Here is a 12,717-nt window from a genome sequence, read left to right on the forward strand (position 1 = left end):
TCCGCGAAGCTCGGTGGTGCAGTCCCGTCCCGCGAGGGATGCCCACCGGAAGCCGCCATGAGTTACGCCAGTCCCGCGCTGAACCGCTTGCCCGAACCCTCGCCGATCGAGGCGTTTCCGCTGTCTTCCCCGCAGGACGCAGGTCCGCGCGCGCTGCGGGGTGAAGTGGTGGTCGAGCTGGCCATGCGCCATGCCGGCACGCGGGCGGTGACCTTGCGCTACGAACTCCAGGGCGCGACGGGCGCCCCGGTCGTGTTCGTCGCCGGCGGCATCTCCGCGCATCGCCACCTCGCCGCCAGCGACGTGTTCGCCGAAAGCGGGTGGTTGAACGAACTGGTCGGCGCCGACCGCGCGCTGGATCCTTCGCAACGCCAGCTGCTCGCGTTCGACTTCGTCGGCGCCGACGGGCGCCTCGACGCGCCCATCGATACCGCCGACCAGGCCGATGCCATCGCCAAGCTGCTGTCGGCGCTGGGCATCGCGCGCCTGCAGGCCTTCGTCGGCTATTCCTACGGTGCGCTGGTGGGCCTGCAGTTCGCCGTGCGCCATCCGGAACGGCTGGAGAAGCTCATCGCCGTCAGCGGCGCGCACCGCGCCCATCCCTATGCCGCTGCCTGGCGCGCGCTGCAGCGTCGCGCGGTGACGCTGGGCCAGCTGCAGTGCGCCGATGCGCAGGGCCTGTCGCTGGCACGCCAGTTCGCGATGCTGAGCTACCGCACACCGGAGGAATTCGGCGAGCGTTTCGACGCGGCGCCCGAGATCGTCAATGGCCGCGTGCGCGTGGCTGCCGAGGACTACCTGGATGCCGCCGGTGCCCAGTATGTGGCGCGCACGCCGGTGACCGCCTACGTGCGCCTGTCCGAATCCATCGACCTGCACCGCGTCGACCCCGCCGATGTGCGCGTGGCCACCCTGGTGGTCGCGGTGGAAGGCGACCGCCTGGTGCCGCTGTCCGACTCCGTCTCGCTGGTCGAAGGCCTCGGCACGCTGGGCCAGTTGCGCGTGCTGCGCTCGCCCTACGGCCACGACGCCTTCCTGAAAGAAACCAACCGCATCGATTCCATCCTGACCTCGGCCCTGCGCGCCGCCGGAGATTCCGCATGAGCAGCTATGTCCCCACCGATGGCGACGCGCCCTGTCGTCCCGCCACCGCCGCCGTGCGCGCCGGCATCGACCGCGACACCGCCTATGGCGCGGTGACGCCGCCGATCGTGTTGTCGTCCAACTTCAGCTTCGCCGGCTTCGCGCAGAAGCGCGAATACGACTACACCCGCAGCGGCAATCCCACGCGCGACCTGCTGGCCGAAGCGCTGGCCGACCTGGAAGGCGGCGTCGGCGCCGTCGTCACCGCGACCGGCATGGGCGCCATCACGCTGGTGTTGAATGCGCTGCTGGAACCGGGCGACCGCCTGGTCGTGCCGCACGACGCGTACGGCGGCAGCTGGCGCCTGTTCAACGCGCTGGCGAAGAAGGGGCATTTCGAACTCATCACCGCCGACCTGACCGATCCGCGTTCGCTGGCCGATGCGCTGGCGCAGTCGCCGAAGCTGGTGCTGATCGAAACCCCGTCCAACCCGCTGCTGCGGATCACCGACCTGCGCTTCGTCATCGAGGCCGCACACAAGGCGGGAGCGCGCACGGTGGTTGACAACACCTTCCTGTCGCCCGCATTGCAGACGCCGATCGCGTTCGGTGCCGACCTCGTGCTGCACTCCACCACCAAGTACATCAACGGCCACAGCGACGTGGTCGGTGGCGCGGTGATCGCGCGCGATGCGGAGACCCATCAGCAGTTGGTGTGGTGGGCGAATGCGCTGGGCCTGACCGGCTCGCCGTTCGATAGCTTCCTGACGCTGCGCGGCTTGCGCACGCTGGACGCCCGCCTGCGCGCGCACCAGGAGAACGCCGACGCCATCGCCGCGTTGCTGGAGACGCACCCTGCGGTGTCGAAGGTCTACTTCCCGGGCCTGGCCACGCATCCCGGACATGCGGTAGCGGCGCGTCAGCAGAAGGGCTTCGGCGCGATGCTGAGCCTGGAGCTCGAAGGTGGCGAAGAAGCCGTGCGCGCCTTCGTCGAGGGCCTGCGCTACTTCACCCTGGCCGAATCACTGGGCGGCGTGGAAAGCCTGGTGGCGCATCCGGCCACCATGACGCACGCCGCGATGACGCCGGAAGCTCGCGCCAAGGCCGGCATCTCCGACGGCCTGCTGCGCCTGTCGGTAGGCATCGAAGCGACCGACGACCTGCTGGCGGACATCACTGCCGCACTCGCGCGCGCCGAAGCCGTCGCCGCCGAATCCAAGCGCAAGCTCGCCGACGCATGAGCACGGTCGTCCGGCTTGCGACGGCACCGCGTACCGCGCCGAAGCTGGCGCTGCTCGGCACCGGCGTCGTCGGCAGCGCCTTCGTCGCGCGTTACCAGCGCCTGCAGGAGCGCGCACTGCCGGTGCCGGCCTTGGCCTGGCTGGCCAATTCCCGCGCCCTGCATGCGTGTGGGACGTCGGCACAGCGCGCCCTGCAGGAGGCGAACCAAGCGGCATCCCGCGAGGATGCCATTCCGCCATGGGCCGAGGGCGAAGCACTGCGACCAGGCGACATCGTGGTCGATGCGACGGCCAGCGATTCGGTGGCCGACTGGCACGCCGAATGGCTGTCGCGCGGCGTGCACGTGGTGACCGCCAACAAGCTCGGCCTCGGGGGCGCATGGTTGCGCGCCGACGCGATCGCTCGCGCACGCGCGGGTTCCGGTGCGCGGTACGGCGACGCCGCCACGGTCGGTGCGGGGTTGCCACTGCTGCGCAGCCTGCGCGCGCTGGTGGACGGAGGCGACCGCATCCATCGCGTCGAAGGCGTGCTGTCGGGCTCGCTGGCATGGCTGTTCAACCAGTACGACGGCATGCGCCCCTTTTCCGGTTTCGTGCGCCAGGCGCGCCAGGCCGGCTACACCGAACCCGATCCGCGACTCGACCTGTCCGGCGAAGACGTCCGCCGCAAGCTGCTGATCCTCGCGCGGGCGGCAGGACTTCCGCTGCAGTCCGGCGACGTCCGCGTGGATTCGCTGGTACCCACGGAACTCGCCGCCCTGCCGCTGCCCGCGCTCGATGCCGCGCTCAGCCAGCTGGATGCGCCGCTGGCCGCGCGCTTCAAGGAGGCCTACCGCCATGGCGCGCGGCTGCGCTTCCTCGGCCGTTTCGACCATGCGCGCGCCAGCGTGGGTCTGCAAGCGCTGCCGCTGGATCATCCGCTGTGTGGCGGCGGCGGCACCGACAACCGCGTCGCGATCTACAGTGATCGCTATCCCGAACAGCCGCTCGTCATCCAGGGACCGGGGGCCGGTGCCGATGTCACCGCGGCGGCCTTGCTGGACGACGTGCTGGCGATCAGCGCGTCAGTCTAGAGAGGTGGGGAGTGAGGAGTGCGCGGCAAAGCCGGCAGGGCGGGAAATCATGAGCAAGCGCCTTCGCGCACTCCACTCCGCTCACTGCTGCTTCGAGGCGATGCGCCGGCTCACCTCAAGGCGTCAAGCAGGGCGGCGTTGAAACGCGCCGGATCCTCCACCTGCGGCGAGTGGCCAAGCTCGGCGAACTCCACGAGCGTCGCGCCAGGGATCGCCGCCGCTGCGCGCCTGCCAAGCACCGGATAGTCGCCGAGCCGCTTCGCGACGTCCGGCGGGGCAAGATCCTTGCCGATGGCGGTGCGATCCTTCTGGCCGATGAAGAGCGCGGTTGGCACCGCGATCTTCGGGAACTCGTAGACCACCGGTTGGTTGAAGACCATGTCCGAAGTCAGTGCCTGGCTCCAAGCCACGGCCTCGCGCCCGTCGCCGGCATACATGCCGCCCAGCATGCGCACCCAGCGTTCGTAATCCGGCCTCCATTGGCCCGAGTAATACACGGTGCGCTGGTAGTCGCGGATGCTGTCGAAAGTCGTTTTAGACTCCCGCGCATACCAGCTATCGATGCTGCGCCACGGCACGCCTTCGGCCTTCCAGTCCTCAAGGCCGATCGGGTTCACCAGCAGCAGGCGCTCCGTGTCCTGGGGATACTGCAGCGCATAGCGCGCCGCGAGCATCCCGCCCATGGAATGTCCGACCACCGACGCACGTTCGATACCCAGAGCCGCCAGCAATGCATGCGTGTTGGCCGCCAGCTGGCCGAACGAGTAGTGGTAGTGCGGCGGCTTGCTGGATTTGCAGAAGCCGACCTGGTCCGGCACGACGACGCGATATCCGGCGCCGGTCAGGGCGTCGATCGCCGATTCCCAGGTGGCCGCGCAGAAATTCTTTCCGTGCAACAGCACGACGGCACGGCCGTTCGGCGTGGCCGGCGCGATGTCGAGGTAGGCCATCTCCAGCGGTTGCGCCTGCGAGGTAAAGGCGAAGATCCTGACGGGATGCGGATAGGCGAAGCCCTCCAGGCGCGCGCCATGGCGGGGCAGGGGCTCGGCATGGGCGACGGTGGCGAGCGACATCGCGACCGTGGCGAGCAGGGCGTGGAGGGTCTTCATGCTGGATCTTCCGCGACATGGCGGGCCAGCGTAGCGCGCACGGCGTGGGGAGACGTCAAGGCTGCCGCGTGTGCGGCGGCAGCCTGTCCGGGTGATGCGGTCCGCGCAAGACGAGGTGGCCGCGGCGAACGAGTTCGGCGGGATCGCGCCGGACCTGGTCGGCATCGAGCGCGGGCAGCGCCAATGGCGTGGCTTCGTACAGTGCCCAGCCGTTGCGCCCGTGCGCCTTCACCTCGTACAGCGCACGGTCCGCCAGCGAGACGAGTTGCTCCCACCCCAGCAGGTCCGGCGCGCTGGCGAACGGCGGGTAACCGATCACGCCGAGCGATGCCGTCACCTGGAGGCGCGCGCCCGCCACGTCGACGGGCTCTGCGGCGATCGCCAGGCAGATGCGGCGCCCCAGCGCATGCAGTTCGTGGCGCGGCATGGGGCGGAAGACCATGAGGAATTCCTCGCCGCCCCAGCGGATGACGTAGTCGCCATCGCGCGACAGCGTGCGCAGCCGGTGCGCGACGGTCTGCAGTACGTGGTCGCCCGCCTGGTGGCCGTGGCCATCGTTGATCGACTTGAAATGGTCGATGTCGAGCAGCGCGAACGCCAGCACGTCCACGCCCGCCGCGAAGCCGGGCATGCGCTGGTAATAGGCGATGTCGGCCGGCAACTGGCGGGTCAGGTAGCGACGGTTGTGCAGGCCGGTCAGCGGATCGGTCAGGCTGATCGCTTCCAGCTGGCGGTTCGCCTGCTGCAGGTCGCGCGTGCGCTGCTGCACGAGGCGTTCCAGCGCGACACGCCGGTTGTGGTGGCGCCGCAGCAACCAGCGGTTGGACAGCAGCACGAGGATCGCGAGTGCGAGCGCGAGCAGCAGGTAGAACCACGGGCTTTCGTAGAAGTACGGGGCGATGGAGAACGCCTGGGTGGCGGCGGCTCGCCCCGACACGCCACTGTTGTTGGTGCCGAGCACTTCGAAGACGTAGCGCCCCGCCGGCAGGTTGGTGTAGGTGGCGCTGCGCTGGTGCGGATCGTCGAGCAGCTTCCACGCGTCATCGTAGCCCTTCAGGCGGTATCGGATGTCGATATGGTCCGAGGCCTGGAAACTGAGGGTGGTGAACTCGAAGCGCAGGTCGCGCGCGCCGCTCGGCAACGACCATTCGGTGGCGCGTTCCGCCGGCCGCCACTCGCCCTGGACCTGTACGCGCTCGATCACCGATTCGGGTACGTAGTCGTTCGCGAGCGACTGGTCGGTCGCCATCACCACCACGCCGTCGCGCGTCGGCAGCCACAGTGCGTTGTCGACCATGAAACCGCGGCTGTTGCCGGCGCCGTTGCAGCAGTCGCCCTTCTGTCCACCATGGCGATCGCCGCGCTCGTTGAGCAATGTCCGCGCCGTCACGCGGAAGGCCGGGTCGTCGGCGGCGGTCAGCAGGTCCGCCACCGGCACGCGGTAGATGCCGCGCAGGCCCGCCGCCCAGAGGAATCCGCGGGCGTCTTCGGCGAAGAAGAACGGCGCGTTCGCCGGGATGCCGCGCTTCTTGTCCAGGCGCGTCCAGCGCTGGCCGTCGAACAGCAGCAGCAGTTCTTCCGACAGCGCCCCCACCAGCCACTGGCCGCCGGCGAGTTCGTGCAGCGAAACGACGTGCGGCGCGTCCAGGCCGGTGCCGGTGAACGGCACGGCGATCAGGCGCTCGTCAACGAATTCGTAAAGGCCGCTCTGCGTGCCGACCAGCAGGCGTTCGTCGCGCGTCTCCATCAGCACGCGCACGCGCACGTCGCGCAGGCCCGCGGATTCGCCGTAGTGCTTCAGGCGTCCATCCTGTTCGCGGTACAGGCCCTTGCTGGTGGCGAACCACAGGCGACCGCGGCGGTCGCGCACGATGCCGTTGACCTGGGCGGCATCCATGGCGGCCAGCATTGCCGGCTGTTGCACGCGGCCATCGCGATACAGCGCCGCGCCGTCGCGGGTACCGATCCACGTCTGCCCGTTCTCGGGCAACAGGCTGTAAGCGGCGGGATGCGGAAGCGCCCGGCCGGGTACCACCGTGCGGAAGCGCCCGGCGTCCAGCACGCTCACGCCGTCGTCGCTACCGACCCACACGCGGCCATCGGGGGCCTGCGCAGCCGACCACAGCAACGGCTGGTGCAGGCCCTCGGCGCGGCTGTATCTGCGCGTCCAGCCATTCCACGCGCGGCTGGCACCTTCGTTGTTGCTGCCGAGCCACAGGTTGGACTCGCGGTCCTCGTAGAACGCCCGGATTTCCGCCAACGGACCGTCGGCCGCGATACGTTCCAGCAGCCGTCCCGCCTGCAGGCGGTAGAGCGTGTCACGAGTGCTCGCCCACAGGATGCCGTCGCGGTCCCCGTAGAGCGCCTGTACGCCTCCGCTGGCCGGTGCCACGTCGCGCTGAGGCTGCCAGTGCTGGCCCACGAGCGCGAACAAGCCGGCATCGCAGCCGGCCCACAGTCGGCCATCGTGGCGCGCCAGCGACGTGACGGTGGCCAGCGCCGCACGCGCAGGCAAGGCGAGGATCCGCTCGCCCGCGCCGTCGAATACGTGCACGCGGCCGCGGCCGCCGACCCAGAGCGCGTCGTCGTCATCCACGTGCACGGCCAACGCGCCGCCATCATCGAGCGGATGGAGCATCCGCAGCCGATCGGCCGCCACCGTCATGACGCCGCGGTTCGTGGCGACGATCAGGCGGCCGCGGCCATCGCGCGCCAGTGCGCGTACGTCGACCACGCCCGGCGCCCCGCCGGGAGCCAGCGCGATCGTGCGGATGCGGTTGCCTTCGCGCACCGCCAGACCCTGCGGCGTGCCGATCCACAGCCGGCCCTCGCGGTCGGTCTGCAGCGCCTGGATCCAGGTGCTGGGCAGTTCGGGCGTGTTGTCCAGGTCGAAATTGGTGAAGCGCACGCCATCGAAACGGCTCAGGCCCGCCTGCGTGCCGAACCAGAGGTAGCCGGGCTTGTCCTGGGCGATGGCCAGCACGCTGAGCTGGGGCAGGCCCTGTTCCAGGCTCCAGTGGTTGCGGACGTAGTGATGAAACGACTTGGACGGGTCCAGCGCGTGCGCCGTCGGACAAAGCGCGGCCATCCCGCCCAGCAGGGGCAGGAGCCAGGCCGCCAGCCGGCGCCGCCACGAGGGCGTGCCGCGGCGGGTCTTGTCGACGGGGTCGGACAGGACGCGTCTCCGGTAAGTAGGTTTACCAAGAACGGTATCGGCGCGGGTCGGCCGCGCTAAAGGGCCGGGAATCCCCGCCCACCCAGGGTCGCCTCGTGGTCGTGAAAATGCGGTGGGTGCCGCTGCGTGGCCAGCCTGGCCGAGATCCAGTACCCCGGTCGCGCTGTGTCCTACCGGACTGCGTGGGCGCCGGATCCGTTCGTGGTGAGCCTGTCGAACCATCCACTTTGTGCGGAGTTGGCAGAGACGTCGTAGCACGGGCAAGGCCGAAGGCCCCACCCGGTGAGCCACGTGAACCGCAATTCGGAAGGCCATGCCGCGGACGTTCGCGGGTCTATCGGACCCCGGATGCGCACCGCTTGCTCGGACTACGCTGGCGTCAGCGCGAATGGATCGCCTGCGTGCCGGCCAACCTCTCATCCATTCGGGTTGTAGATGTCGAAATCCAATGAAATACCCCTCTCTCCCAGGGCGAGGAGCACTTTCGCCGAAAGCGGCAAGCCATCATTGAAACTCTCCATGAAGATGCCGCAGAACACGTCTGGCTTGTAGCGGGACAAAGACGCCCAAATGCGCGAATCCGAGGGGAGCTGCTCCAAGAGTTCGACGATCTGCGCCTCGAGATTCTCGGGTTCGCGACGCTCGGCGTGGAGTCTCCAGCTTCCTCGCTTGGCCAGGCGCACGACACCGGCTCTGCGACTGATGTCATCGCCCTTGCGGCAGGACTCGGTCGGGGCGACGCCCAGCAGTGCGGTGATTTCCTCGGGTACGAGATCTTCCCCGAAGAATCGAAGCGTCGCCTCCGAGTGGTGGAGCGTGCCCATCGGATCTAGCACTCGATGACGTTCACCGCCAGCCCGCCGCGGCTGGTTTCCTTGTACTTGTCCTGCATGTCGCGCCCGGTGTCGCGCATGGTCTTGATCACCTTGTCGAGCGAGACCTTGTGCTTGCCGTCGCCACGCATCGCCATGCGGCTGGCGTTGATCGCCTTCACCGCGCCCATCGCGTTGCGCTCGATGCACGGGATCTGCACCAGGCCGCCGATCGGGTCGCAGGTCAGGCCCAGGTTGTGTTCCATGCCGATTTCCGCCGCGTTCTCGACCTGGCTCGGGCTGCCTCCCAGTGCGGCGACCAATCCGCCGGCCGCCATCGAACAGGCCACGCCCACCTCGCCCTGGCAGCCGACTTCGGCGCCGCTGATGCTGGCGTTCTCCTTGTAGAGGATGCCGATGGCCGCCGCGGTGAGCAGGAAGTCGAACACGCGCTGCTCGCTGTTGCCGGGGCAGAAACGATCGTAGTAGTGCAGCACCGCCGGAATGATGCCGGCCGCACCGTTGGTGGGCGCGGTGACCACGCGGCCGCCGGCGGCATTCTCTTCGTTCACCGCCAGCGCATACAGGTTCACCCAGTCCAGCACGGTCAGCGGATCGCGCATCGCGGCTTCCGGCTTGCTGGACAACTCGCGATGCAGCGTCGGTGCACGGCGTGACACGTGCAGGCCGCCGGGCAGCGTGCCTTCCTCTCGGATACCACGCGCCATGCACGACTGCATCGCGTTCCAGATCGCGCGCAGGCCGTCGCGGATCTCGTCCTCGCTGCGCCAGGCCTTCTCGTTCTCGAACATCAACGCCGCGATGCTCAGACCGCTGCGCTGGCACTGCGCCAGCAACTCGTCGCCACTCTTGAACGGGTACGGCAATGGCGTCTCGTCAGCGACGATGCGGTCCACCGCCGCGTCGTCCTGATTGACGACGAAACCGCCTCCGACCGAGTAGTAGTCGCGCGTGGCGATCACTTCGTCGTTCACATCGAAGGCGGTGAAACGCATGCCGTTGGTGTGGTACGGCAGCTTCTGCCGCTTGTTCATCAGCAGATCGCGCTTCTCGTCGAAGGCGACCTCGTGCGTACCGCCCAGCAGGATGCGCTTGCCGGTGCGGATGCGCTCCAGCGCCGGCGGGATGATGTCCGGATCGATCTCGTTGGGATAGTGGCCTTCCAGGCCCATCAGCACCGCCTTGTCGGTGCCGTGCCCACGCCCGGTCAGGGCGAGCGAACCGAACACTTCGGCACGGATCCGCGCCACGTCCTGCAGGCGCCCGGCGTCGACCAGCCAGCGCGCGACGAAGCGCGCCGCGGCGCGCATCGGCCCGACCGTATGCGAGGAACTCGGACCAATGCCGATCTTGAACAGGTCGAACGTGCTGACTGCCATGTTGCGGGCCGCTTCGGAAAGGCCGCTATTCTAAGCGGGTAGACGCGCGCCGCCCGTCATTCCCGGCCACGATGTCCCTGATCCTCTACCAGCGCGACGATTGCCACCTGTGCGACCTTGCACTCGATACGCTCGCCCATGCACGCATTCCCGAGTTCGAAAGCGTTTTCATCGACGGTGACGACGCGCTCGAAGTGCGCTACGGCATCCGCGTGCCCGTGCTGCATCGCAGCGACACGGGTGCGGAGTTGGACTGGCCTTTCGGCATCGAGGCCGTGGTGGCATTTGTGCAGCGCTGAAGCTGTCCGTCCGCGAAACGGTCGCTGCACGCGACATCGCGGCGTGAGCGTGACGGGCTAGGCTGGCGTCGTCTGTGCACGGGGGTTTACCGATGGGTCGGATGCGATGGGCGTTGCTGGCGCTGGCCGTAGTCGCGATCGGCGCGCAGAATGCCCGCGGCCAAACCCCGGGCGAAGACGACGCGGCCTTGCGCCGCATGCACGACGCCTTCGTCGAGGCCTTCATCGACAGCCAGGGATTCGGCAAGCGGCGGGTCACGCCGATGATGGCGCGCATGCGCCACTACCAGTTCGAAGGCGTAGGCGAGAAAGGGCGCTGCGTGTTCGACGTCGAACTGGTGGGCGTCGCCCGGCACGATCCCCCCGTCGTCCATCGCGCGGGATTCATGGGCTTCCAGCATCGCGACGACGATGCCGCCATGCCCGCATTACCCACATCGACCCGTACGCTGCAGGCATGGGAACGCGAGGCCCTGGCCCGGTTGATCGGTGGCACCGATATCGTGGTGCAGGCAGGGCCAGGCGGCGAGCGCGCGATGGGACCCATCCGCGCCCGCCCGGATTGCCTGGCGTGCCATCGCAATCACCGCGAGGGCGATGTATTGGGCGCCCTCAGTTACGGGCTGGGCTGCATCACCTTGGCGCCGGATGCGACGGACCGGCGCGACTGCCGGCCCCAAGGGATCAACGCGGCTTCAGCACGACCTTCGTACTGATCGCGACGTCGTTCGGGATGGTCGAGGTGTCCGCCCAGTCGCCGCCGCCGACGCCGAAGTCGAGCCGCTTCACCGTCGCCTTTCCGGTCAGCACCGGCTGCGCACCGGGGGTCCAGGTGAACGTCAGCGTCACCGGCTTGCTGGCGCCGCGCAGCGTGAGGGTGCCGTCGGCCGCGTACTGGTTGCCGCCCAGCGCGCGGAACTTGGTCGCCGTGTAGCGCGCCTGCGCGAACTTGCCCACGTTGAAGAAATCGCTCGACACCAGCGTGTCGTCGCGGTCCTTGTTTCCGGTCTGCGTGCCGGCCAGCTGGATGGCGACGTCCAGCTTGCTGGTGGCCAGCTGCTTGGGGTCGAAGCTCATCGTGGTGGCGAAGCTGCCGAACTTGCCGGTGAAGGTTTCGCCCTGGTAGTTGCTGGCGAACACCAGCGTCGAGCCGGGGGCCTGTACGTAGTCGGCCGCTGCCGCGTGTCCTGCGGTGGCGAGCAACAGGGAGACGAGCGCGAGGCGTGCGCGATCAGGGGTTTTCATCGGGAGAATCCTGCGGAGTGGGGGAAGAGGGAGAAGGCACTGCCGCCGGTGCCGGCGCAAGGGCCCTGCGGCGCCCCGGCAGCATGCGGGTGAGCGTGGCATCGCCCTGGAACAGGTGGTGGTACAGCGCGGCGCCGGCGTGCGCCAGCACCAGCGCCACGAGCACCCAGAACAGCAGCTCGTGCGCGCCTTCGGCCGCTTCGTGCACGCCGTCGTTGCGGCCCGTGATCGCCGGCAGGTTGAAGAGCTTGAACCACTGCAGCGGATAGCCCGCGGACGAGTTCAGCACCCAGCCCGACAGCGGGATGGCGAACAGCAGCGCGTACAACAGGAAGTGTGTCACCGATGCCACGCGCTGCTGCCACGTCGGCGTGCCGGCGACCGGGGAGGGCGTGCCGGCATACATGCGCCACAGCACGCGCAGCACGACCAGCGCCAGGATGGTCAGGCCGATCGACTTGTGCAGCGCATAGATGTCGATCTTGCGCGGCCCGTTGGGCAGGTCGCCCATGGTCAGGCCCAAGTAGGCCATCACCAGGATCAGCACCACGATCACCCAATGGAACAGTTGGCTGACGGCGCCCCAGCGCTCGTCGGTGTTCTTGAGGGTCATGGCGTCGGCTCCGGTGGCGAGGGGGAAGGGGGCGGCGCGGCATCGGCGTCGTCGGCCTTGCCATCGTAGGTCGCTTCCGCTTCGATGCGCAGCGTCACTTCGTCGCCGATCACCGACTTCCACGCGGTGATGCCGAAATCGGCGCGGCTGAGCGTGGTGGTGGCGGAGAAGCCGACCGTGCGGCGGAACGGCGGCATCGGATGGCGCTTGGCGGCGTTGAGGGTGACGTCGAGGACGATCTCGCGCGTCACGCCGCGCAGGCTGAGGTCGCCATGCACCTTCGCATGCGTCGCATCGACGGGTTCGATGCGCGTGGAGACGAAGCGCGCGTCTGGGTGCGCTTCCGCGTCCAGTAACGACTTCGCCAGCGTCGCCTTGTTCCAGTCGGCATCGCCCAGGTCGATGCGCGCGATCGGCACGCGCACATCGACACGCGCGTGCGTCCAGTCATCGGGGTCGAACACCACCGTGCCGGTGCTCCCCGACACGGTGCCGAGCGCATGGGAGAAGCCGGCATGCGAAATCGCGAACATCACTCGTGTGTGCACCGGGTCCAGCCGGTATTCCGCGCGCGCGTCGCGCGCGGAGGCCAGTGCGGGCAGCAGCGCCAGCAGGCAGAGGCTGCGCGCCAGCAGGCGGCGGGGGGTCGATCCGGGCATGGGGACGG

Annotated in this window: 11 protein-coding genes and 1 pseudogene; 5 read left to right on the top strand and 7 right to left on the bottom strand. The window is 68.8% G+C overall.

Features of this window, described 5'->3' with window-relative positions:
- Positions 1 to 105: 105 nt before the first annotated feature.
- Genes Q0907_RS14270 through Q0907_RS14280 form a run of 3 tightly spaced genes read left to right on the top strand, consistent with a single transcriptional unit; the run spans position 106 to position 3,397 of the window.
- Positions 106 to 1,104 carry a homoserine O-succinyltransferase gene (locus Q0907_RS14270; RefSeq protein WP_299346350.1) on the top strand — a complete coding sequence of 333 codons (999 nt, stop codon included), beginning with the start codon at positions 106 to 108 and terminating at the stop codon, positions 1,102 to 1,104.
- Entirely contained in the window at positions 1,101 to 2,324 is a 1,224-nt protein-coding gene (locus Q0907_RS14275; RefSeq protein WP_299346009.1) for an O-succinylhomoserine (thiol)-lyase, read from the top strand. Before Q0907_RS14270 ends, Q0907_RS14275 begins: the two co-directional genes overlap by 4 nt.
- A complete protein-coding gene (locus Q0907_RS14280; RefSeq protein WP_299346011.1) occupies positions 2,321 to 3,397 on the top strand; it encodes a homoserine dehydrogenase in 1,077 nt (358 codons plus the stop codon). Before Q0907_RS14275 ends, Q0907_RS14280 begins: the two co-directional genes overlap by 4 nt.
- 110 nt (positions 3,398 to 3,507) lie before the next feature.
- Here the strand turns inward: Q0907_RS14280 and Q0907_RS14285 are convergent, their stop codons facing one another.
- The 4 genes from Q0907_RS14285 to Q0907_RS14300 form a co-directional block, all read right to left on the bottom strand.
- Positions 3,508 to 4,506, bottom strand: a complete 999-nt coding sequence (locus tag Q0907_RS14285) for an alpha/beta hydrolase (RefSeq protein WP_299346014.1) — start codon at positions 4,504 to 4,506, stop codon at positions 3,508 to 3,510.
- 55 nt (positions 4,507 to 4,561) lie between these two features.
- Positions 4,562 to 7,594: a ligand-binding sensor domain-containing diguanylate cyclase gene (locus Q0907_RS14290; protein ID WP_299346017.1), complete on the bottom strand. Its 3,033-nt coding sequence runs from the start codon at positions 7,592 to 7,594 to the stop codon at positions 4,562 to 4,564.
- Between the two features lie 503 nt (positions 7,595 to 8,097).
- Entirely contained in the window at positions 8,098 to 8,505 is a 408-nt protein-coding gene (locus Q0907_RS14295) for a DUF4279 domain-containing protein (RefSeq protein WP_299346020.1), read from the bottom strand.
- 5 nt (positions 8,506 to 8,510) lie between these two features.
- Positions 8,511 to 9,893: an L-serine ammonia-lyase gene (locus Q0907_RS14300; RefSeq protein ID WP_299346023.1), complete on the bottom strand. Its 1,383-nt coding sequence runs from the start codon at positions 9,891 to 9,893 to the stop codon at positions 8,511 to 8,513.
- 71 nt (positions 9,894 to 9,964) lie between these two features.
- Between Q0907_RS14300 and Q0907_RS14305 the strand changes: the two genes are divergently transcribed.
- A complete protein-coding gene (locus Q0907_RS14305) occupies positions 9,965 to 10,192 on the top strand; it encodes a glutaredoxin family protein (protein WP_299346024.1) in 228 nt (75 codons plus the stop codon).
- Positions 10,193 to 10,284: 92 nt separating this feature from the next.
- Positions 10,285 to 10,908 (top strand): hypothetical protein, encoded by a 624-nt coding sequence (locus Q0907_RS14310; RefSeq protein ID WP_299346026.1) that lies wholly within the window; start codon positions 10,285 to 10,287, stop codon positions 10,906 to 10,908.
- Here the strand turns inward: Q0907_RS14310 and Q0907_RS14315 are convergent.
- The 3 genes and pseudogenes from Q0907_RS14315 to Q0907_RS14325 form a co-directional block, all read right to left on the bottom strand.
- Positions 10,877 to 11,437, bottom strand: coding sequence for a YceI family protein (locus Q0907_RS14315; RefSeq protein ID WP_299346029.1), 561 nt, complete (start codon positions 11,435 to 11,437; stop codon positions 10,877 to 10,879). The genes Q0907_RS14310 and Q0907_RS14315 overlap by 32 nt on opposite strands.
- A gap of 46 nt (positions 11,438 to 11,483) precedes the next feature.
- A pseudogene (locus tag Q0907_RS14320) lies at positions 11,484 to 12,050 on the bottom strand (cytochrome b); the annotation flags it as partial.
- Positions 12,047 to 12,709, bottom strand: coding sequence for a YceI family protein (locus tag Q0907_RS14325; protein WP_299346031.1), 663 nt, complete (start codon positions 12,707 to 12,709; stop codon positions 12,047 to 12,049). The pseudogene Q0907_RS14320 and the gene Q0907_RS14325, both read right to left, overlap by 4 nt.
- Between the last annotated feature and the right edge of the window lie 8 nt (positions 12,710 to 12,717).

It is taken from the genome of uncultured Pseudoxanthomonas sp. (assembly GCF_947498795.1).
GTDB lineage: Bacteria > Pseudomonadota > Gammaproteobacteria > Xanthomonadales > Xanthomonadaceae > Pseudoxanthomonas_A.

Bases quoted from the DNA above. Each gene is read 5' to 3' on its own strand.
- Q0907_RS14280 (WP_299346011.1), top strand. From the start codon at position 2,321: ATGAGCACGGTCGTCCGGCTTGCGACGGCACCGCGTACCGCGCCGAAG.
- Q0907_RS14315 (WP_299346029.1), bottom strand. From the start codon at position 11,437: ATGAAAACCCCTGATCGCGCACGCCTCGCGCTCGTCTCCCTGTTGCTC.
- Q0907_RS14310 (WP_299346026.1), top strand. From the start codon at position 10,285: ATGGGTCGGATGCGATGGGCGTTGCTGGCGCTGGCCGTAGTCGCGATC.
- Q0907_RS14295 (WP_299346020.1), bottom strand. From the start codon at position 8,505: ATGGGCACGCTCCACCACTCGGAGGCGACGCTTCGATTCTTCGGGGAA.
- Q0907_RS14325 (WP_299346031.1), bottom strand. From the start codon at position 12,709: ATGCCCGGATCGACCCCCCGCCGCCTGCTGGCGCGCAGCCTCTGCCTG.
- Q0907_RS14285 (WP_299346014.1), bottom strand. From the start codon at position 4,506: ATGAAGACCCTCCACGCCCTGCTCGCCACGGTCGCGATGTCGCTCGCC.
- Q0907_RS14305 (WP_299346024.1), top strand. From the start codon at position 9,965: ATGTCCCTGATCCTCTACCAGCGCGACGATTGCCACCTGTGCGACCTT.
- Q0907_RS14290 (WP_299346017.1), bottom strand. From the start codon at position 7,594: ATGGCCGCGCTTTGTCCGACGGCGCACGCGCTGGACCCGTCCAAGTCG.
- Q0907_RS14300 (WP_299346023.1), bottom strand. From the start codon at position 9,893: ATGGCAGTCAGCACGTTCGACCTGTTCAAGATCGGCATTGGTCCGAGT.
- Q0907_RS14275 (WP_299346009.1), top strand. From the start codon at position 1,101: ATGAGCAGCTATGTCCCCACCGATGGCGACGCGCCCTGTCGTCCCGCC.